This is a genomic window from Streptomyces sp. NBC_01197, assembly GCF_036010505.1.
Lineage (GTDB): Bacteria > Actinomycetota > Actinomycetes > Streptomycetales > Streptomycetaceae > Streptomyces.
In genome coordinates this window covers 4,267,491-4,287,757 of sequence record NZ_CP108569.1, presented here as the reverse complement: position 1 = coordinate 4,287,757, position 20,267 = coordinate 4,267,491, and the positions used below count along the sequence as shown (strand labels likewise).

Below are 20,267 nucleotides of genomic sequence, written 5' to 3'. Positions count from 1 at the left end.
ATCTTCCGGTATCTCGCCGGGTAATCGTGTGGTTCTGGCCTTACCGTCGGATCCATGACGCAAGGGCCGTATATCGACGCGGGGTCCGAGCTGGACCCCGTCCACCCCGTCGAGCTGCCGCATCCGGCCCGCGCCGCCGGGCTATCCACCGCCGAAGTGGCCGAGCGGGTGGCCAGGGGCGAAGTCAACGATGTGCCCGTACGGTCCAGCCGGTCCACGGCCGACATCGTCCGGGGCAACGTCTTCACCCGGTTCAACGCGATCATCGGGGTGCTCTGGGTGATCATGCTGTTCGTCGCACCGGTCCAGGACAGCCTCTTCGGTTACGTGATCATCGCCAACACCGGTATCGGCATCATCCAGGAGCACCGCGCCAAGAAGACCCTCGACGGACTCGCGGTGATCGGCGAGGCGAAGCCGACCGTACGGCGCGACGGGACAGCCGGTGAGGTCTCCACCTCCGACCTGGTACTCGGCGACCTCATCGAACTGGGCCCGGGCGACAAGGTCGTCGTGGACGGCGAGACCGTCGAGGCCGACGGCCTGGAGATCGACGAGTCGCTGCTCACCGGCGAGGCCGACCCGGTGCACAAGAAGCCCGGCGACCCGATGATGTCGGGGAGTTTCGTCGTCGCGGGCGGCGGGGCGTTCACCGCCACCCGGGTCGGCCGGGAGGCCTACGCGGCGCAGCTCGCCGACGAGGCGTCCCGCTTCACTCTCGTCCACTCCGAGCTGCGCAGCGGTATCTCCACCATCCTCAAGTACGTGACCTGGATGATGATCCCGACCGCGGCCGGGCTCATCATCAGCCAGCTGGTGCATGAGCGGCAGGACCTCAAGGACTCCATCGCCCGGACCGTCGGCGGCATCACCCCGATGATCCCCGAAGGGCTCGTCCTGCTCACCTCCATCGCCTTCGCCATCGGCGTCATCCGGCTCGGCCGCAAGCAGTGCCTCGTGCAGGAACTCCCCGCCATCGAGGGGCTCGCCCGGGTCGACGTGGTCTGCCTGGACAAGACCGGCACGCTCACCGAGGGCGGGATGAACGTCACCGGGCTGCGGATGCTGGACGGGGCGGTCGAGGCGGACGAGGCAGGCAAGGCGGGCGAGGCGTACGTACGGCAGGTGCTCGGCGCGTTCGGCGCGTCCGACCCGCGGCCCAACGCCAGCCTCCAGGCGATCGTCGACGCCTACCCGGACACATCGGGCTGGCGCTGCACCCGTGCGCTGCCCTTCTCGTCGGCCCGCAAGTACAGCGCGGCCGCCTTCAGCGAGGGGGCCGGCGAGTCCTCGGCCTGGCTGCTGGGGGCGCCCGACGTGCTGCTGCCCGAGCGGGATCCGGCGCTCCAGGAGGTCGGCAGGCTCAACGAGGAGGGGCTGCGGGTGCTGCTCCTCGCACGGGCGGCGGGCAGCCTGGACGGCGACGGAGACGTACCCGCGGAAAACGGCGGAGACGCACACCCGGAAGCGGACGACGGCGCCGACCAGGGCAGGGTGGTGGCCGGGGCGCGGCCCATCGCACTGGTGGTGCTCGAACAGCGGCTGCGGCCGGAGGCGGCCGACACGCTGGCGTACTTCGCCGACCAGGACGTCGCCGCCAAGGTGATCTCCGGCGACAACGCGGTGTCGGTGGGCGCGGTGGCCGCGAAGCTGGGCCTGGCCGGCGCCACGCACACCGTCGACGCCCGGCAACTCCCCACCGACCAGGACAAGATGGCGGATTCGCTGGACTCGCACTCGGTCTTCGGCCGGGTCTCGCCGCAGCAGAAGCGCGACATGGTCGCTGCGCTCCAGTCGCGCGGCCACACGGTCGCCATGACCGGGGACGGTGTCAACGACGTACTGGCCCTGAAGGACGCCGACATCGGTGTGAGCATGGGCTCGGGCTCGGAGGCGACGCGGGCGGTCGCGCAGATCGTGCTGCTGAACAACAGCTTCGCGACGCTGCCCTCGGTCGTCGCCGAGGGCCGCCGGGTGATCGGGAACGTCACCCGGGTGGCGACGCTCTTCCTGGTCAAGACGGTCTACTCGGTGCTGCTGGCCATCCTGGTGTCCTGCTTCCAGATCCAGTACCCGTTCCTGCCGCGGCACTTGACGATGCTCTCCACGCTGACGATCGGCATCCCGGCCTTCTTCCTCGCCCTGGCCCCGAACAGGGAACGCGCGAAGCCGCACTTCGTACGGCGGGTGCTGCGGTACTCGATCCCGTGCGGCACCATCGCGGCCGTCGCCACCTTCGTGGCGTACATGATCGCCCGGCACTACTACGTGGGGGCCGGGTCCCTGGACGCCGAGACGAGCGTCGCGACCCTGACCCTGTTCCTGGTCTCGATGTGGGTGCTGGCGATCATCGCACGCCCCTACAACTGGTGGCGGATCTGCCTCGTGCTGGCGATGACCGTGACGTTCCTGCTGGTCATGGCGGTCCCAGCGCTCCAGCACTTCTTCGCGCTGAAGCTGGTGGGGGCGGCCATGCCGTGGATGGGCGTGGGGATCGCGGTGATCGCGTCGGTGGGGATCGAGGTGGTGTGGCGGTGGGTGGACCGGCACCACCCGGGGTGACACGGGGCGAATACGGGGCCGGGCCCGCCCGCAGGGCTGGATGCCACTGCGGACGGACCCGGGCGGACAGGCCCTACTTCACGTCGACGAAGTCACCGGTGGCGATGGCCGCCGGAGTCGTGGTCGTCCCCGCGAAGTTGTAGCGCCAGTAACCGTCCTCGACCGCCTTCACGGTGGTCGTGAGGTTGCCGGTGCTGTTCGTCTTCAGCGTCTTGACGGTGGTGTACGTGTTGCTGTTCTTCTTACGGAACTGCAGCTTCACCGGCTGGCCGACGTAGCCCTGGTACTTGTACGTCTCCCAGTTGGCGCGGGCCAGCTTGCCGGTGACCGTGATGGTCTTGCCCTTCTTCACCGGCTCGGGGGCCGCGTTGACCGTCTGGGTCGACGCGCGCTGGACGTGCTGGGACTTGTACGCGTTGTACTCGACCCACTCCCCGTCCTTGGCCAGTGCGGAGACGTAGACCTTCCACGTGCCGGCGAGGCTGTTCTTGTACAGGTCGTTCTGCGAGCGCGGGTCCACCTTGAAGGAGACCTTGCAGGTGGACGTGGTGGTGTTCGCCTTGGTGCACTTGGAGACCTGCGAGGTGTTGTCGTCCACCTTCGGGCCCAGGTAGCCATCGACGTCGCTGTCGAGGTTGCTGCCGTGCCAGAGGAAGACCACGGCGTCCTGGATACCGGAGTTGTCGGTGGCCGTGACGCTCGCCGTGATGGTCTTCGCGGCGGTGGTACCGAGGACGATGTCCTTGCCGCCGTTCACGGTCACGCTGCTGACCCTGGTGTCGACGGCGGCCCGGGTGACATGGGCCTGCACGCCGTGGGGCGCGGTCTTGAACACGGAGCGGGCGGCATCCACGACACCCGCCCCGGGAGCCCCGTCCGCCTGGGCGGCGGCCGGGACAATGAAAGCGGAGAGAGCCAAGGCACCAGTGACGGCGGCCACTGTGGCACGTATACGCATGTTTTGTTCCCCATGTGGAGAAGGGGACCGGCGGAGGTTTCGACCATCCGCGTGGCCCATGTGGTCTGTGAAGCCTGGTGACTTCACCGACCAGACAAGCGACTTGGGTGAAAGGTTGTGCGTGATGTGAAGATTTTGAAACCGTCTGACACGACCGCGCCGCCGAGGCCCCGCCTCCCCAGCCGAACCAGTCGCCCCACCCCCTCAGTCGAACCAGCGGTCCCGCTCCAGCTCCTCCGTCCGCGACGGGTCCTCGATCAGCGCCGCCACCTCGAAACGGCGCGGCCACTGCCCCGCCGCCCAGGCGAGCCCCGCCGCCACCCCCTCCAGCGTGGCCGCGTGCAGCACCCCGTCACGGGTACGGTGCCAGTCCAGTTCGACGCCGTTCGCGAGCAGTTCCTCGTGCTCGACGTACGTACGCGGAGTGCTCGGCCCGAGCAGCGCCCGTACCGCCTCCGGGACCTGGTGTTCCTCCCCCGCCGTCGTCACCTCGGCCTCCACACTCTCGCTCAGCCGACCGACCTGGAGCAGCTCGGCCAGCTCGGCGGCCCGGTCGGGGGCGACCGGGAGCAGCGCGGCGCCGGACGTCAGCGGAAGCAGGTCGGGGGCGTCGGCGACCAGCGCGTCGGCGGCGTCCACCACCCGTACCTCGCCGTCCACCACGGCCCGCAACTCGTCAGGCAGCGTCACCTGTTCCGGGTCGAGCCGGGCCAACTCCCCGTACAGCGCGTGCAGCCGGCGCGCCGAGACTTCCCGGTCCGGGTCGGCCAGCCGGTTCAGCAGCTCGGCCGCGCCCCCTGGCTCGTCCAGCAGCGCGGCCACGGACGTCCGTACGCCCAGGGCGCGCAGCACCTGCTCGTCGTCAAAACCGGTCGCGTCCGCCTCGTCGTACAGACCGGCCAGCAGCGGGTCTCCGCCCGCGGCCCGCAGCCCGGCCGGGCGCCGGCCGTCGAGCACCGGGTGGCCGCGCAGCCACCAGGCGGTGTACGGGCGTACGGATTCGGTCGTACCGTCCGGCAGCAGCACCCGCACCGGCTGGGTCAGGGCGTCCCGCAGCGGCGGGCGGGAGAGCAGCGCGAGGGCCTGCGGCCAGCTGTCGTCGTCGACCAGTTCCAGATCCCGTACGGCGACGATCTCGGTCGCGACCGGCGGCACCGGGCCCTGCGGCAGCTGGTCGAGCACGTCCTCGCACCAGACGTCCACCGCGTCGAGCAGCCCGGCGTCGTCCGGCTCGGCGAAGTCGCCCTCGCGCGGTTCGAGTTCGTCGGGGTCCAGGACCACATCCGCTGCGCGGACCAGGGCGAACGTGGCGAGCACACCGCAGGCGGTCAGCGGCTGCTCGCCCCAGCGCTCGGCCAGTTCGCTGTCGCACAGGGCCAGTTCGCCGTCGCGCATGATCTCGGCGAACGGGCTGCCGGGCAGCACCAGTTCACCGGCCGGCGCGGACTCGCCGTCCTCGTCGGGGAGGGCGAGCGCCGCGAGCCAGGGCTCGTCGCCGGGCTCCAGCTCCGCCTCGCGCACGAGCGCGAGCACGACGTCGGCGAGGTCGTCGGCGTCCAGTGCGCCTTCGTCCTCCTCGTCGTACCAGATCTCCCCGGCGTCCATCGAAGCGGCGACGGCCGCCCGCACCTGGGGGGTCGTCAGGACAGCGCGTGGTGTCGCGGGCAGGGCGCCCAGCTTCTCCAGGAGCGGATGCGCGGCGTCCGGGTGGGCGACCTTCAGACCGAGGCGGGCCAGCTCGGCGGGGGTGTCGGCCAGCGGCAGCAGGACCTGCCGGGGGCCGACGGCGGTACGGCCCGACGCGAGCGGCACGGGCAGCCCGGAGAGCCGGTCCGGGTCGACCCCGGCCAGGGTCTCGTACAGCCGCCGCCACCAGGACGGCGCACGCTCGGCGCCGCCGATGCGGTCGATGGCGTCGCCGAGCGGCAGCCGGCCGACGCCCAGCGTGCGCAGCTCTGCGCGGCGCTCCAGACCGGCGGGCAGCAGCGTTGGCAGCACTTCGGCCAGCACCCGTACGGTGTCCTCGCCCGCGCCTTCGACGACTTCGGCCTCGAAGGGGCGTAGCGCGTGGCGGGGTTCGCCGCCCTCCTCGTCGGCCTCGCCGCCCACGTCCTCCAGCGGCGCGGCGGGAGCGAGGAACGCCACCCGGGCCAGCCGCTCCAGGATCGCGGCCCGCAGCGCGCCGTCGAGCTCGCCCTTGCCGAGCGGGCCCGGCACCAGGTCGATGGTGGCGACCGAGACGGGCTCCCAGCCGCCGAGCAGCTCCGCGTACGCGTCGGCCGCCCGCTGCACCAGGAAGCCCGTGAGCGGTCCGGGGGCGGGGTGGCGGCGGGTGGTGTCGAGCGGCAGCGAGGCGATGAGCAGCGCGGGTACGCCGAGCGGTTCGTCGGTCGGGGTCGGCGCATGCACGACGGGGGCGGTGGCGGGGCGTACGGGGGCGCCGTCGCCGTCGACCGGGATGGCCCAGGTGACCGACCAGTGCGGGCGCAGCCGCTCCTCGACGGGCCGGTCCGCGAGCAGCGCGCGCTCCAGTGGGCCATGGTGGGCGACGGTGCGCCAGCGATGGATCCCGCCGCCCGCGGCGCTGTCGTCGATGTGGACGTACGCCCCGTGTTCCGAACGGGTCAGGGTGCGGATGCCGTCCGGGGTCTCGACGATGATCTCGGTTAGACCGGGCAGTGTCAGCAGCAGCGCGTCGTCGATCGCGGCGACCAGGCGCCGGGCCAGGTCTTCGGCCCCCGCGTCGCGCAGCGGCAGGATGACGACGGTGTCGTACCCCTCGGGGGCGGTGCCTTCGGCGGGCAGCGGGAGGCGCAGCAGCGGTACGTGCCCCTCGCGGCGCCGCAACTCGTCGGCGAGGCCGTCGGAGGCGGTTCCTTCCGAGGGGGGCGTCGTACCGGCGGCCCGGGCCGCCAGTTCGCGGGCCTCGGTGAGGGACCACCGGACGCCACCGTGCCGGCCGACGACCGCCGGCTCGTCGCTCACCGCGAGGACGGCGGCGAATCCGACCCCGAAACGACCGACAGCGGCGTGTGTGTCGGCTGTTTCGGAGCCGGGTCGCTTGGCCGATGCGCGCAGCGTACTCAGCGACTCGACGCCGGTGGCGTCCAGCGGGGCGCCGGTGTTGGCGGCGACGAGCACGGCGGGGTCGCCGTTCTCGCCCGGGCGCAGCGTGAGCCGGAACCGTCCCGGCACACCGGCGCGGGCCGCCGCGTCGGCGGCGTTCTGGGCGAGCTCGACGACGAGGCGGTCACGGTAACCGCCCAGCGCGAGGTCCTCCTCGGCGTTGGCGTCCTCGCGGAAACGGGCGGGGGTGGTGGCCCAGGCATCGAGCACGCCACGCCGCAGGCGGGCCGTCCCGAAGGGGTCGGCGGCGTCTGTCGCTTCCACGATCACGGCTTGTGCTCCTCTGTGGGGCGGGGGGTGCGGGGGACCGTCCCGGTCCCGGGTGAAGGTACCGCGTGCGGGGGGCGGGGACGGGCGCGGGTGAGGCGGAACACCTGCGACTGGCTTGTTCCGGTCGCCGCCCCCTCCGCCCACTCCCTTCGCCCACTTCCTGCGCCCACTCCTTGTGCGCACTGACGCGCCGCGGGACGGGACTCAGCCCGGTGGAGTACCGGCGGCGTTTCGGGTCGGGAGCCGGGTAAGGACTTGCCGGGGCCCGAACGACCGCGGTCCGCAACAGCTGGGCGGACAACGGCTGTTGAGCTGCCCAGCGACTCCTAGTGGGTGAAGACCGTGCTGGCCGTGATGACGCTGACGGTGGTGCCGCCGAGGATGCTGAGCAGGGCGCTGCGACGCCACAGGTGCAGGCCGATGGTGGTGGCGAGCGCGGTGAGCGGTGCCAGGGCGCGAGCGTCGGTCACCGGGAGGTCGCGCAGGCAGTACACCACCAGGATGATCATGACTCCGGCCGGCATGCGGGTGCTGAGGTACTGCACGGTGGTACTGGCGCGCAGCGGGGCAAGCACGGCGAACGGCAGGGCACGCAGTGCCCAGGTGACGGCGGCGGCGACCACGATCGCGGCGACGGCGTAGGCGGTGTCAGGCATGGCGCGGCTTCCTGCCGTTGGTGAGATGGCGGGCCAGGAGCCCCGCGATGAACAGGGCGAAGGCGGTCGGCAGCATCTGGCCGGGGCAGAGGAGACGGGCGGCCAGGGCGCTCAGTGCGGCGAGCACGGGGGTGGGCAGGTCGCCGCGGAGATCGCGGACGGCGTCGAGCGCCAGGACGGTGAACAGGGCGGTCAGGGCGAAGTCCAGGCCCGTGACGCCGGCCGGGATGAGGGAGCCGAGGAGAGCCCCGGTGATCGCGCTCCCGGCCCAGTACAGGTGCAGGAGGAGCTGGAGCGACAGGATGCGCCGGCCCGACCAGGAGCGGCTCTGTTCGCCGCTGGTCAGTGCGTACGCCTCGTCGCAGAGCGCGAAGGTGCTGTACGTCTTGCCGAGGCGGCCCGACACCCGGTGCAGCGGGAAGGACAGCGCGTAGAAGACGTGCCGGACGTTCACCATGAATGCCGCGACGGCGATCGACGCCAGCGGAGCCGCCGCGACGACCAGGCCGATCAGCAGGAACTCGAACGAGCCGCCAAAGGCCAGCGCGGCGGACAGGCCCGCCCACCACCAGTCCAGACCGGACTGAACGCAGAGCGCCCCGAAGGCGAGGCCGAGCGGAACGAACCCCAGGCCGACGGAGGCGGAGTCCCGGAGCGCGCCACGGACATCGGAGAGCGCTCCGGCTGATGGAGGCGGCGCAGCGACGGCGGCCGTACGTATTCGCATACGGACATTTTAGAAGGATTACCGCCTCATTTGGTTGCGAATTGTGGCTCTATGATCAAGGTGTGAGCAATGAAGTGAGCCTTGATGCGACCGATCGCGAAATCTTGTTTCATCTGCGCCAGGACGGACGACTCACCAACGTCGAGCTCGCCAAGCGGGTCGGCCTGACGCCGCCCCCGTGCCTGCGCCGGGTCAAGCGCCTGGAGGAGGCGGGTGTCATCGCCGGCTATCGGGCCGTCGTCGACCCCGCGGCGACCGGGCGCGAGCTTGAGGTCCTCATCGACGTCGAGATCGCCGCCCAGGACCGCAAGAGTTTCGAGGAGTTCGAGACGACCGTCTCCTCATACGAGGAGGTCATCGAGTTCCGCCGCATGTACGGCCGCCCCGACTACTTCATTCGCGTCGCCGTGGCGGACCACGCCGCGTACGAAGCCTTCCTCACGGACAAGCTCAGTGGCCTGCCCGCCGTCCTGCGCCTCACTTCCCACCTCACGATGAAGAAGATCAAAACCGAGGGCTGAACCCGCGTCACAGACGACAGACGGAATGTGCGGGGATCGCTCGATCCACCGGCGGCGCTCTCAGGCCGAATCCGCCGGCAGTGCACACCACAGGCCGGCGCCACACCACACCCCAAGACACGCTGACGCACACCCGCCGACGCACACACGCCGTCCCGGCGGCGCGACCGGAGCGCCCCCCGCCCGTTCCGCGCCCGGTGGCCGGTGCGGGTGGCGTCCGCGGCCCGACAGGTCGGCGGCCGCAGGTACGTGGGGCCGCACCAGCCGCTACGAATGCCCCAGATCGTCCGCCCCGGACGCCGCCTCCGCCGAGACGGAACCGCCCTCCGGGTCCGGCCGCAGCGCGAACGGGTCCGCCCCCGTCGAGTCGAGCACCAGCGGCGCGGGACGCGGCGGTTTCGGCATGACCGCCGCCTCCGAGTGCCCGCCGCAGCCGTACGACAGCGACACCACATGCCCGTCCGCCGGGCCGAACTCGTTCCCGCAGACCCCGAAGGCCTGCCGCAGCGAACCGGAGAGCGGGATCAGGAAGGCACACGTCACACAGGACGCGGGGGCCGCCTGCGCCATCGGGGTCTTCGCCCCGTACTCCTCGTCCCAGCGGTCCGCCGCCTGGTGCAGCCCGTAGCGGGACAGCACCCGCGCCCGCCGCATCCCCAGCTCGTCGGCGACCGCGGCGACCGTGCCGCGGGCCGGGACCGCCGTGCGGTCGGTGACCTCGGCGTCCTCCGCCTCGACCCGCTCCGCCAGCTCTTCGGAGAGCACGGAGTTGGGCGGCGGCGCGTCCTCACCCGAGAAACCGGGCTCCAGGCGCAGATCCTCCGCCTCGGTGGGCAGCAGGTCGCCGGGCCCCATGTCGCCCGGGCGCAGCCGCTCGCTCCACGGCACCCACTCGGGGGCCAGCAGCGAGTCGGAGCCCGGCAGCAGAACCGTCTCGTCAAGCGTGACGAGCTTCGCCCGGGACGCCCGGGCGACCGTCACCGCCCAGCGCCAGCCCCGGTAACCCGGTTCCTTGCACTCGAAGTAGTGGGTGACCACCCGGTCACCCTCGGCCACCACAGAGACGTGTTCGCCGACCACCCCGGGGAAGGCAGCTTCCTCCGCCGCCTCGCGGGCGAGGCCGACCGCCTCGGCGCACAGGCGGTCAGGGGTACGGCTTCTCGTCGTCGCAGCACTCACAGGTCTCGCTTCTCTCCTACGCCGTCTCACGGGTGCGCCGGACGAACTTCGCGTACGAGCAACGGGCGGAGCGGACCGGAGGACCGCGTCAACGTCCGCGCCCGACATGCCCGGGGGCGCGCCTTCTCCCACCCATTCTGCGGGATAACGGAGAGGCGCACAGCCAAGGGCAACCGCCGGTGGCGCGCTGGAGGCTGCCGGCCGCACCCGGGCGGAGGAGCCCGCGGCGTCTGGCGCCGTGCATCGCAAGGCGGAGAACGCCCCCGTAACCGAAGTCACTGGGCGGTTCCGACATCGCAGCGAGGCGCGGTGACAGGCGTCGCGGGCCCGCCCGGGAGTGGTCGGCAGCCTCCGTGCACGCTACCCCTTCTCCGGCCCTCGTCCCACCTGCGCGTCCGAATCCCGGTTCGGGTCGTACGGGGTTGGGGCACTATGACGGGGTGACCACCGCAAGGTCGTCCGACGGATTCAGCCCGGCGCGCAGGGTGGGGCGGGCCGTCGGTCATGCCCTCCATCGGCCGTTCACTGGTACCGCAAAAGGGATCAGACGGGCGACGAACGCCCATGGAGCGGGCGAGTCGGGCCTCGGCAAACTGATCGAGCTGCACGCCGTGAACAGCGCCGGTGACGTGATGATCACGGTTGCGCTGGCCTCGACCGTCTTCTTCTCCGTACCGACCGATCAGGCCCGCGGCCGGGTCGCGCTCTATCTCCTGGTCACCATGGCGCCGTTCGCGCTGCTCGCCCCGGTGATCGGCCCCCTGCTCGACCGGCTGCCGCACGGCCGCCGGGCCGCGATGGCCGGCGCGATGCTGGCCCGAGCGGTCCTCGCGCTGGTGATGTCGGGGGCCGTGGCGACCGGCGGGCTTGAGCTGTATCCGGCGGCGCTGGGCGTACTGGTGGCGTCGAAGGCGTACGGAGTGGTGCGCAGCGCGGTGGTCCCACGGCTGTTGCCACCACGGTTCTCGCTGGTCAAAGCCAACTCCCGGGTCACGCTCGGGGGGCTGCTCGCCACCGGTGTGGGGGCGCCCATCGGGGCCGGGCTGCACAAGATCGGCTCCGCCTGGCCGCTCTACGGGGCGTCCGCCGTCTTCCTGTTCGGGGCGTTCCTGGCGTTCGCGCTGCCCCGCAAGGTGGACTCCGCGAAGGGCGAAGGCAAGGCCCGGCTGGTGGAGCGGACCGACGAGCGCAAGCCGTCGCTGCGCACGGTCGGCCCCTCCGTGCTGAACGGCCTGGTGGCGAACTCCGCGCTGCGCTCGCTCTCCGGCTTCCTGATCTTCTTCCTGGCCTTCCTGCTGCGCGAGCACCCGATGGCCGGGCAGAACGCCGCCGTGTCGCTGACCATCGTGGGTGTCGCGGCCGGCGGGGGCAATGCGCTGGGCACGGCCGTCGGTGCGCTGCTGCGCTCGCGCGGCCCTGAGATCATGATCGCCACCCTGCTCGGGGTGGCGCTGGGCACCGCGATTCTCACGGCTGCCTTCTTCGTCTCCTTCCTGGTGACGGTGCTGGCCGCGGTCGCCGGGTTCTCGCAGGCGCTGGCCAAGCTCTCGCTGGACGCGATGATCCAGCGGGATGTGCCGGAGACCGTACGGACCTCGGCGTTCGCACGGTCGGAGACGGTGCTCCAGCTGGCCTGGGTGGTGGGCGGCGCCATCGCGATGGCCCTTCCGCTGAACGGCACGCTGGGTGCGTCGGTGGGCGCGGCGCTGGTCGCGGTGGGTGTGATCACGACCGTACGGGGGCTCCTGACGGCCGCACGGCGCGGCTCACCGCACCCCCGCGTGGCGTGACCTGCGCCGGGCGATAGCCTTCGGCCCATGACCGTTGCGCTTCTTACTGGTAAGGGCCGCCGCACCGCCGCCGCTCTCGGTGCTGTGTCCGCCGGACTCCTCGTCCTGTCCGCCTGCGACAAGCCGACGCCGCTGGCGACCGTGACGGTCGGCACGAACACGGTGAACTCCGAGGCCGCCTGCTACAACGGCGGCAAGAGCCTGGACATGGCCGCGTCCAAGGCCTGCGCCGCGCAGAAGAAGGGCACCAAGTCCGTCAAGGTGGACCCGGACAAGACCGTGCGGATCGGCGTGGACCCGAAGATCGCCGACAAGGGCTGGGTGCTGCTACTCAACGGCCAGCAGCTGACCGGCGTCAGCAAGAAGACCTACACGACGGTCCCGGGCAACGTCTTCTTCAACTCCCAGTACGGCGCCAAGGGCAACTCCTCGACCATCGCCATCGCCGAGGGCGACGGCACCACCAAGGTCTTCGGGCTCTGGTCGTTCGTCTTCAAGAAGGACGCCTGACGCCTTGCGTGTACTCATCGTGACCGCGGTCCCCGCTGAGCGGGACGCGGTCACGCGCGCGTTGGGGCCCACCGCGGAGGGCGCGGGGACCGGCTGTTACGACGTGATCGCGGCCGGGGTCGGCCCTGCCGCCGCTGCCGCCGGGACGGCGACCGCGCTCGCGCTCGGCTCGTACGGCCTGGTGGTCTCGGCGGGTATCGGCGGCGGGTTCCACGCCGCGCCGGGCTCGCTGCTTGTGGCCGACGCGATCGTCGCGGCGGATCTGGGCGCCGAGACACCCGACGGTTTCGTGCCCGTCACCGGTCTCGGCTTCGGCACGGTGGAGCACCGGCCACCCGCCGCTCTCGTACGGGCCGTGGCCGACGCCACCGGCGCGACGACCGGCACCGTACTCACCGCATCCACCGTCACCGGCACCGCCGAGCGGGCCGCCGGGCTGCTGGCCGCCCACCCGGCGGCCGTGGCCGAGGCGATGGAGGGTTTCGGTGTGGCCGAGGCGGCTGCGCAGGCCGGCCTTCCGGTGCTGGAGATCCGGGCGGTCTCCAACGCCGTCGGCCCGCGCGACCGCGACGCCTGGCGCATCGGCGACGCGCTGACCGCGCTCACCACGGCTTTCGGGAAGCTCGCGCCCGTACTGGAAGGTTGGAACCGCATATGACCGACGACGCCCCGCAGACGGCCGGAGCTCCGCAGCAGGCCGACGCGCTGAAGATCGCGTTCTCGCCCTGCCCCAACGACACGTTCGTCTTCGACGCCTGGGCCCACGGCCGGGTGCCCGGAGCGCCCCGGATCGATGTGACGTTCGCGGACATCGACATCACCAACGGGATGGCGGAGCGCGGCGAGTTCGACATCCTGAAGGTGTCGTACGCGGTGCTGCCGTGGGTCCTCGGCGAGTACGCGCTGCTGCCGTGCGGCGGGGCGCTCGGGCGGGGCTGCGGGCCGCTGGTCCTGACGCGGGGCGGAGGCGTGGACCTCACCGGGAAGACGGTCGCGGTGCCGAGCGAGCGCTCGACGGCGTATCTGCTCTTCCGCCTGTGGGCGGCCGAGGTGGTGCCCGGCGGGGTCGGCGAGATCGTCGTGATGCCGTTCAACGAGATCATGCCCGCCGTGCGCGACGGCAAGGTCGACGCTGGTCTGGTCATCCACGAGGCGCGGTTCACCTACCAGGAGTACGGGCTGCACTCACTGGCCGACATGGGGCAGCACTGGGAGTCCACGACGGGCCTGCCGATCCCGCTGGGCGCGATCATCGCCAAGCGCTCGCTGGGCGAGGAGCGGCTGCGGGAGCTGGCCCGTACGGTGCGCGCGTCGGTCCGGCAGGCCTGGGACGAGCCCGAGGTGTCCAGGCCCTATGTGCTGGGCCACGCACAGGAGATGGACCCGGCGGTCGCGGACCAGCACATCGGGCTGTACGTGAACGAGTTCACGGCCGACCTCGGTGAGGACGGCTACGCGGCGGTCCGCGGGCTGCTCACGCGGGCGGCGGCGGAAGGTCTCGTACCGGCACTGCCGCCCGAGGCGCTGAGCTTCACCTGACGCCGAGGGGCGGCCGCCCACGCACCGGTGGACCGGGGCGGGCAGCTGCCCGCCCCGGTCCACCGGGAGACGACCGTGTCCGTACGGTCAGACGTCCAGCTGGTCGGCGACCGCCCGCAGCAGACCGGCGATCTTCGCGCCGGCCGCCTTGTCGGGGTAGCGGCCGCGTTCCAGGCTCGGCGTGATGTTCTCCAGGAGCGTTGTCAGGTCCTGCACGATGGAGGCCAGTTCGTCGGGCTTGCGGCGCTGGGCCGCTGCCACCGACGGCGTCGGATCGATGATGGTCACGGTCAGCGCCTGGTCGCCGCGCTGGCCCGCGACGACGCCGAACTCCACGCGCTGCCCCGGCTTCAGGGCGTCGACTCCGGACGGGAGCACCGACGAGTGGACGAAGACATCGCCCCCGTCGTCGCGGGAAAGAAAGCCGAAGCCTTTTTCCGAATTGAACCATTTGACCTTGCCGGTGGGCACCGTCTGTCCTCGTCCTCGTAGTCGTAGAAAACGGCTCTGGATAGCACTGCAGCGGGTCGCTCGACCCGCCGGGATCAAGGCTAGTGGTCCGGGACCCACTAATGAGACGTCACGGCGTAGTTCCTCCGGGCAGGGAACTACCCTGGCCGGGTGAGCAATGAAACCCAATCGGCCGGCGCCCGTGCCGGTGACCGTCTGGTCCAGGCCGGCGCGATCATCTTCTTCATCGGAGCCGTGGCCACACTGGTCACGGTGGCCCCGCTGTTCCTCGGCACGCACCCGTTCCCGTCCATCGCGTATGCCGTGTGCATGCTGATGGGCGTCGGCTTCATCGTCGCCGCGGCCGGCCTGCTGCGCTCCATCGCGGACCAGCGCCGCCGGGCGCGTGCCGCGATGGCGGGTCAGGCGCCCGCCGTGACCCCGGCGGCATAGCCCTCCAGCCACGCGGGGAATTCGGTGAGGTCCGTCAGGACCACATCGGCTCCGGCCGCGCGCAGTTCGTCCGCGCTGATCGGACCGGTCGGTACGGCGACGGAGAGCGCACCCGCCGTGAGCGCCCCGCGCACGTCGCCGATGTGGTCGCCGACGTACACCGACGCCCCGTGCTCGCGCAGCGCCTCCGCCTTGGCCTCCGCCCACAGCCAGCCGATGACGGCGTCCGGCTCGATGCCGAGGTGCTCCAGGTGGCGCACGGCGTCCGGCTGGTTCTTGGCGGTGACGACGATCGCCCGGCCGCCGAGCCCCCGCACCGCGGCCACCGCTTCGGCTGCGCCCGCCATCGCCGTGGTCGGCTCGATCGCGTATGTGGGGTAGATCTCACGGTAGCGGTCGCGCATCGCCGGAATCTCCTCCTCCGGGAACCACTCGGCGAGCTCCGTCTCCAGCGGCGGACCGAGCCGGGTGACCACGAGGTCGGCGTCGATGTACGTCCCGGTCTCGGCGGAAAGTACCTGGTAGGCGGCGTGGATCCCGCGCCGGGAGTCGATCAGGGTCATATCCAGGTCGAAGCCGACCGTCAGGGGGTGTGAAGACATGCCTTCCATCCTCCTCCCGCGCAGGACCTGGCCGGTTCGCGCGAAGGGGATCCAGGGCATCGGCTACACGGCCGCCGACAAGATCCTCGATGAGCTGCGGACGGATCTCACCAAGCGGTGACCGGCCGCCCCCGCCACCCAGCACTGTGCCGCCGTCCCATCGGGGGAACGGCGGCACTCGGGGTTTCGCGGGTACCTCAGGCCCCGGCCTGCAGGGCGCCGATCTGGGTACCGGCGTCGACGGAGAGCGAGCCGACCGCGGACGACTCACCGGGAATCGTGCCCCCGCCGGGGGTCTTGAGCGTGAACGTGACCTCGTTGGCCTTCGCGCCCGCGCCGGCGCTGGGAACCTGGATGTCGAAGTGGGCCGGGTGACCGGGACCGAAGGTCACCGCGGTGCTCTGCTTGCCGTACGCCTTCGCGGTCACCCCGTCCACGGAGCCGTGGTTGAGGAACCGCACCCCGCTGGGCGAACCGGCCAGCTTGCAGGACAGCGTGTTGGGCGCCGCGGTCAGCGTGACCCGGTAGTGGCGGTGCCCGGCGCTGGCGGCATCCGGGGTGATCTTCGCAGTGTGGTTCGCCGGGCGGCAGGCGGAGACAGTGGCACCCGTCGCGGCAGCCGTGTGCGACGTGGTGGATGCCTGCGCGGCTCCGACCCCGGCGGCTCCCGCCAGCGCGGTGGCGGCGACCGTCACGATGAACCTACGAGACATACCCATGGCCAGCTCTCCTTCGCATCTGCTCGCAGTCCGGCTGGTCAGACCCGCCGAACCCCTGTCTGCGAACAGCCTGCCCGATACACCGACCTGAGATCGTCACGGGAAAGCAACACGCCTGCTACAGAGGCGAACTGAGACAGAGTGGACACAGGTGGAGGCAGTGCGGCACGGCGGAGGCCGCCGACACGGCGGAGGCCGGCCCGCTCGTCAGGCCCGTACGACCGGCCGCTCGTCAGGCCCGTACGAGAGGCGTTACGGCAGCCGCCTCCGTGCCCGCCACACCAGGTACAGCGCCGAGGCACCGGCCGCCGCCCGCAGGACGACCGGCCACGCCCCGGAGATCGCGTCGCCCATCCCGTGCGCCGGGATCGGCGTGCCCCAGCGCCCGCTGGAGCGCCCCCACAGCCAGACGATCCCGCCCGTCAGGACCAGCCCCGGCAGGCCGAGCACCGCCCACTTCGCCTCGGCCCGGCTGAGTCTGCGCGAGACGTACGCGAGGAGCCAGCCGGCACCGAGCGGGATCAGCGACCCGAGGACGGCGCCGACGACCAGCAGCGCCGCAGCGAGCAGCAGGAACGGGCTGGAGAAGCCCACGGCCACGGCCCCCACCCGGCCGCCGCCCTCACCGGCCGGCCTGCGGCCGAGCAGCGACCGCCCACGGCGCGGCTGCGCCTCCACGAACTCACCGCCGGCGCCGTCCTCCCCGGCGTCGTCGACCGCGTCCGGACCGTCCTCGCCGTCCCCGGAGTCCGCGCCCGGCGGCGGTTTGAGTATCTCGGGGATCTCCACCCCGCCGGTGAAGCCGGGCACCCCGTCACCGGCCCCGAAGGGCCCCGCCTCGATGCGCCACCAGTCAGGTCCGGCGCCGGACGGGCCCAGTTCGTCCTCACCCGCGAGATGCGGCGGTGAGGCGGCCATCGAGCGCGGGGGCGGCGGCTCGGGCTTCCGGCCCTTGCCCAGCCCCCATCTGCCGCCCCCGGGGCCCGCCTTGCCGAGCCCCGCCTTGCCCAGCCCGGTCCGCCCCGGCGTGGAACCGCCGCTGCCGTCCTTCTCCGTACCGGCCGGCTCGTTCCGCCGCGGACGGGGCATCCGGCGCGCCCGGTCCCGTACGGGGTCGGGGTCCGGTTCCGCCGCGCCCGGCGGCGGGCCGCCGCCCGTCGCCGCCGCCACCTGCTCGGCCGGTGTGCCGAGCCGGCCGAGGATGCGGCGCACGGCGGCCTCACCGCCCGCGTCGGCCCCGGCGCGCTGCCGGTCGATCTCGCCGCGCAAGGAGGCGACGAGCCGCATCCGGTCGGCCGAGGTCAGTTGCCGTTGGGCCAGGTCACCGACCCGGCTCAGATAGTCGTAGACGAGCTGATCGCTTTCGATCCCCACGGACTCGCACCCCTTCACGCCGCTCTGCACCGACCGTAGCGCTCCCACCGCGCACCGTCCGTACCCCCGGGCCCCCTTCGCCGGCCTTTTCCCCAGCCTTTCCCCAGGCCCCTCTCCCACGCCCTGCCCCGACCGTTCGCAAGGTCTCTCCTCAGCCCTTACGCAGCCGATTTCCCGCCCGTACGGGGACGAAGTCATCGGGTCCAACGTGGGGCGGTGCGCCATCTGCCCGCAAATCTCAGTAACGTGGGCCGGATGGGGACCCGTCCGCACTATGGGAGGCGCACGTGCCGGAACGAACACGCAGCACGCCACCGCGCACCCTCGCAGAGTCCCTGCGCACCCGCGACGACGCATCTCTGACCGGGCTGCTGCGGGCGCGGCCCGATCTGCTGACGCCGGTGCCCAGCGATCTCAGCCAGCTCGCGACCCGGGCGGGCACCCGCGCCTCGGTCGTACGGGCGCTGGAACACCTCGACCGGTTCACGCTCCAGACCGCGGAGGCACTCGCGGTCGCGCCCGACCCCGCCCCGTACGAGACGCTCCTCGCCCTCATGGCCGGTGACGAGTGCGACCCGGAGGTCGCGGACGCGCTGCCCGGCGCGGTCGAGCGGCTCCGCGAACAGGCTCTGCTCTGGGGCACGGACGACCGGCTCCGGCTCGTCCGCACCGCCCGCGAACTCCTCGCCCCCTCCCCCACGCACCCTTCGCCGACCGGCCTCGGGCCCACCGTGACGGAGGCGACGGTCGGGATGTCCCCGGGCCGCGTCCAGGAGATCGTCGCGGCGGTCGGCCTCGCGGGTACGCATGACTCGGTCTCCGCGGTCGCCGCGCTGACCTCGCTGTTCACCGACCGGACCCGGATGTCGGCGCTGCTCGACGAGGCGCCCACCGAGTCGCTGAACGTGCTGAGCAGGCTCGTCTGGGGCCCGCCGTACGGCGAAGTGGCCGCCGCCCCGACCCGGCCCGTGCAGTGGCTCCGTGACCACGGGTTGCTGCTGCCCGCCAGCGCGCGCACGGTGGTACTCCCCCGGGAGGCCGCGCTGCATCTGCGCGCCGGGCGCGCGCACCAGAGCGCGGAGCCGCGGCCGCCCGCCGTGGTGCCCGCCCGCGAGTACAGTCCACAGGCTGTGGACGCGGCGGCGGCCAGCCAGGCGTTCACCGCGCTCTCCACCATCGAGGACCTGTTCAAGGACTGGGACGAGGGCGGCCCCGCCGTGCTGCGCTCCGGCGGCCTCAGCGTCCGCGACCTCAAGCGGACCGCCGCCGCGCTGGACATGAGTGAGCAGCTGGCCGCGTTCTGGGTCGAACTCGCTTACGCGGCAGGGCTGCTGGCGGCCGACGGCGAGGCAGACGAACGGTTCGCCGCCACCCCCGCGTACGACCTCTGGCTCGACTCGCCGGCCCAGGAGCGCTGGGCCGACCTGGTCACGGCCTGGCTCACCGCCACCCGTACCCCGGGACTCATCGGGGGCCTGGACCCCAAGGGCCGTGCCCTGTCCACCCTGGGCCCCGACCTGGACCGCGCCGCTGCCCCCGAGGTGCGCCGCAGGATCCTGGGCCTGATGGCGACCCTCCCGGAGGGCACAGCGCCCGACCCGGATTCGCTGCTGACCCGGCTGCGCTGGGAACGCCCGGTGCGCGGCACCGCCTCCGGCCGCAGTACGGGCCCGGCCACCACGGCGGACATCCCGACGGCCCGCCACACGCACGGCGCGAGCGCGGTCGGCGATCTGCGCTCGCGTATCGCCCAGTGGACGCTGAGCGAGACAGAACTGCTCGGCATTACCGGCCGCGGCGCCCTCTCGACGCACGGCAGGGCACTCATCGGCGACACCACGCCCGGCGCCGGCCCGCGCCCTGCACCGACCCCCGCCGAACTGGCCGCCGCCCGCGCCCGCGCCGCCGACGCGATCACCCCGCTGATCCCGGAACCGCTCGACCACGTCCTGCTCCAGGCCGACCTCACGGCCGTCGCCCCCGGCCCGCTGGAGCGCCCGCTCGCCGCGCTGCTCGGGGTCGCCGCCGATGTCGAGTCCAAGGGCGGCGCCACCGTCTACCGCTTCACGGCGGGCTCGGTGCGCCGGGCGCTCGACGCCGGACAGACTGCGGCCGACCTGCACGCCTTCCTCGCGGCCCACAGCCGTACGCCGGTGCCGCAGCCGCTCACGTATCTGATCGACGACGTCGCGCGGAAGCACGGCCACCTCCGGGTCGGCGCGGCCTCCTCGTACGTACGCTGCGACGACGACGCGGTCCTCAGCGAGATCCTGGCCGACACCCGGTCCCAGTCACTGCGGCTGCGCCGCCTCGCGCCCACGGTGCTGGCCTCCATGGCCGACCCGGCCGGGCTGCTCGAAGGGCTGCGCTCGATGGGCTTCGCCCCGGCCGCCGAGTCCGCCGAGGGTGACGTCCTGATCACCCGCGCCCACGCCTACCGCACCCCGCCGCGCGCCGCGCCGGCCCCGGTCCCGGAGGGCCCGCCGGTCCCCGACGACGTCCTGCTGGGCGCCGCACTGCGGGCGATCAGGGCGGGCGACACGGCGGCCACGGTGGTCCACGCACCGGTGCCGGAACACGGCGACCTGCCGCGCACCCCGTCCGCCGAGACACTGGCCACGGTCCAGGCGGCGGCGATGACGGGCGCGGCGCTCTGGATCGGCTACGTCAACGCGGACGGCGCGGCCAGCAAGCGCGTGATCGCGCCGGTCCGGGTCGAGGGCGGCTTCGTCACGGCGTACGACCACACGGCGGACGACGTCCGCACGTATCCGCTGCACCGCATCACGGGCGTCGCGGAACTGACCGACGACCCATCATCCTGACGGCGG

18 protein-coding genes are annotated in these 20,267 nt (G+C 72.5%); 9 read left to right on the top strand and 9 right to left on the bottom strand.

From position 1 onward, the window contains the following. Positions 1 to 54: 54 nt before the first annotated feature. Complete coding sequence (locus OG452_RS19670; RefSeq protein WP_327296884.1) at positions 55 to 2,562, top strand: cation-translocating P-type ATPase; 2,508 nt, start codon at positions 55 to 57, stop codon at positions 2,560 to 2,562. Between the two features lie 73 nt (positions 2,563 to 2,635). Here OG452_RS19670 and OG452_RS19665 read toward each other — a convergent pair whose 3' ends face one another. From OG452_RS19665 to OG452_RS19650, 4 genes are all read right to left on the bottom strand, one after another. Continuing rightward, positions 2,636 to 3,520, bottom strand: coding sequence for a DUF5707 domain-containing protein (locus OG452_RS19665; RefSeq protein ID WP_327296883.1), 885 nt, complete (start codon positions 3,518 to 3,520; stop codon positions 2,636 to 2,638). Positions 3,521 to 3,724: 204 nt separating this feature from the next. Continuing rightward, positions 3,725 to 6,910: a sacsin N-terminal ATP-binding-like domain-containing protein gene (locus tag OG452_RS19660; protein WP_327299697.1), complete on the bottom strand. Its 3,186-nt coding sequence runs from the start codon at positions 6,908 to 6,910 to the stop codon at positions 3,725 to 3,727. 332 nt (positions 6,911 to 7,242) lie between these two features. Further along, positions 7,243 to 7,572 carry a branched-chain amino acid transporter permease gene (locus OG452_RS19655; protein WP_327296882.1) on the bottom strand — a complete coding sequence of 110 codons (330 nt, stop codon included), beginning with the start codon at positions 7,570 to 7,572 and terminating at the stop codon, positions 7,243 to 7,245. Next, the gene (locus OG452_RS19650) at positions 7,565 to 8,299 is read right to left on the bottom strand and encodes an AzlC family ABC transporter permease (protein ID WP_327296881.1); all 735 of its coding nucleotides are present in this window, start codon (positions 8,297 to 8,299) and stop codon (positions 7,565 to 7,567) included. The genes OG452_RS19655 and OG452_RS19650 overlap by 8 nt, the downstream gene beginning before the upstream one ends. A 62-nt stretch (positions 8,300 to 8,361) precedes the next feature. Here OG452_RS19650 and OG452_RS19645 point away from each other — a divergent pair, with 62 nt between their 5' ends. Further along, positions 8,362 to 8,820 (top strand): Lrp/AsnC family transcriptional regulator, encoded by a 459-nt coding sequence (locus OG452_RS19645; RefSeq protein ID WP_327296880.1) that lies wholly within the window; start codon positions 8,362 to 8,364, stop codon positions 8,818 to 8,820. 267 nt (positions 8,821 to 9,087) lie between these two features. On the opposite strand, the gene OG452_RS19640 is transcribed toward OG452_RS19645, so the two are convergent. Next, positions 9,088 to 9,999: a DUF3027 domain-containing protein gene (locus tag OG452_RS19640; RefSeq protein ID WP_327296879.1), complete on the bottom strand. Its 912-nt coding sequence runs from the start codon at positions 9,997 to 9,999 to the stop codon at positions 9,088 to 9,090. A 440-nt stretch (positions 10,000 to 10,439) separates the two neighbouring features. On the opposite strand from OG452_RS19640, the gene OG452_RS19635 reads away from it, so the two are divergent. The 4 genes from OG452_RS19635 to OG452_RS19620 are packed head-to-tail and all read left to right on the top strand — an operon-like array spanning position 10,440 to position 13,838. Further along, positions 10,440 to 11,789 (top strand): MFS transporter, encoded by a 1,350-nt coding sequence (locus OG452_RS19635; RefSeq protein ID WP_327296878.1) that lies wholly within the window; start codon positions 10,440 to 10,442, stop codon positions 11,787 to 11,789. A 27-nt stretch (positions 11,790 to 11,816) separates the two neighbouring features. Next, a complete protein-coding gene (locus OG452_RS19630) occupies positions 11,817 to 12,299 on the top strand; it encodes a DUF2771 domain-containing protein (protein ID WP_327296877.1) in 483 nt (160 codons plus the stop codon). 4 nt (positions 12,300 to 12,303) lie between these two features. Next, entirely contained in the window at positions 12,304 to 12,957 is a 654-nt protein-coding gene (locus OG452_RS19625; protein ID WP_327296876.1) for a futalosine hydrolase, read from the top strand. Continuing rightward, a complete protein-coding gene (locus OG452_RS19620; protein WP_327296875.1) occupies positions 12,954 to 13,838 on the top strand; it encodes a 1,4-dihydroxy-6-naphthoate synthase in 885 nt (294 codons plus the stop codon). The genes OG452_RS19625 and OG452_RS19620 overlap by 4 nt, the downstream gene beginning before the upstream one ends. An 87-nt stretch (positions 13,839 to 13,925) precedes the next feature. Here OG452_RS19620 and OG452_RS19615 read toward each other — a convergent pair whose 3' ends face one another. Continuing rightward, positions 13,926 to 14,309 carry a cold-shock protein gene (locus OG452_RS19615; protein WP_323183791.1) on the bottom strand — a complete coding sequence of 128 codons (384 nt, stop codon included), beginning with the start codon at positions 14,307 to 14,309 and terminating at the stop codon, positions 13,926 to 13,928. Between the two features lie 150 nt (positions 14,310 to 14,459). On the opposite strand from OG452_RS19615, the gene OG452_RS19610 reads away from it, so the two are divergent. Beyond that, the gene (locus OG452_RS19610) at positions 14,460 to 14,741 is read left to right on the top strand and encodes a hypothetical protein (RefSeq protein WP_327296874.1); all 282 of its coding nucleotides are present in this window, start codon (positions 14,460 to 14,462) and stop codon (positions 14,739 to 14,741) included. Here OG452_RS19610 and OG452_RS19605 read toward each other — a convergent pair. Further along, complete coding sequence (locus tag OG452_RS19605) at positions 14,711 to 15,343, bottom strand: HAD family hydrolase (RefSeq protein WP_327296873.1); 633 nt, start codon at positions 15,341 to 15,343, stop codon at positions 14,711 to 14,713. The two genes, OG452_RS19610 and OG452_RS19605, sit on opposite strands and share 31 nt — an antisense overlap. Here OG452_RS19605 and OG452_RS19600 point away from each other — a divergent pair. After that, positions 15,342 to 15,464 carry a hypothetical protein gene (locus tag OG452_RS19600; RefSeq protein ID WP_327296872.1) on the top strand — a complete coding sequence of 41 codons (123 nt, stop codon included), beginning with the start codon at positions 15,342 to 15,344 and terminating at the stop codon, positions 15,462 to 15,464. The two genes, OG452_RS19605 and OG452_RS19600, sit on opposite strands and share 2 nt — an antisense overlap. 76 nt (positions 15,465 to 15,540) lie before the next feature. On the opposite strand, the gene OG452_RS19595 is transcribed toward OG452_RS19600, so the two are convergent. Further along, positions 15,541 to 16,062 (bottom strand): DUF4232 domain-containing protein, encoded by a 522-nt coding sequence (locus OG452_RS19595; RefSeq protein WP_327296871.1) that lies wholly within the window; start codon positions 16,060 to 16,062, stop codon positions 15,541 to 15,543. Positions 16,063 to 16,314: 252 nt separating this feature from the next. Continuing rightward, positions 16,315 to 17,436, bottom strand: coding sequence for a hypothetical protein (locus OG452_RS19590; protein ID WP_327296870.1), 1,122 nt, complete (start codon positions 17,434 to 17,436; stop codon positions 16,315 to 16,317). Between the two features lie 287 nt (positions 17,437 to 17,723). Between OG452_RS19590 and OG452_RS19585 the strand changes: the two genes are divergently transcribed. Continuing rightward, the gene (locus OG452_RS19585; protein ID WP_327296869.1) at positions 17,724 to 20,261 is read left to right on the top strand and encodes a helicase C-terminal domain-containing protein; all 2,538 of its coding nucleotides are present in this window, start codon (positions 17,724 to 17,726) and stop codon (positions 20,259 to 20,261) included. Positions 20,262 to 20,267: the final 6 nt, after the last annotated feature.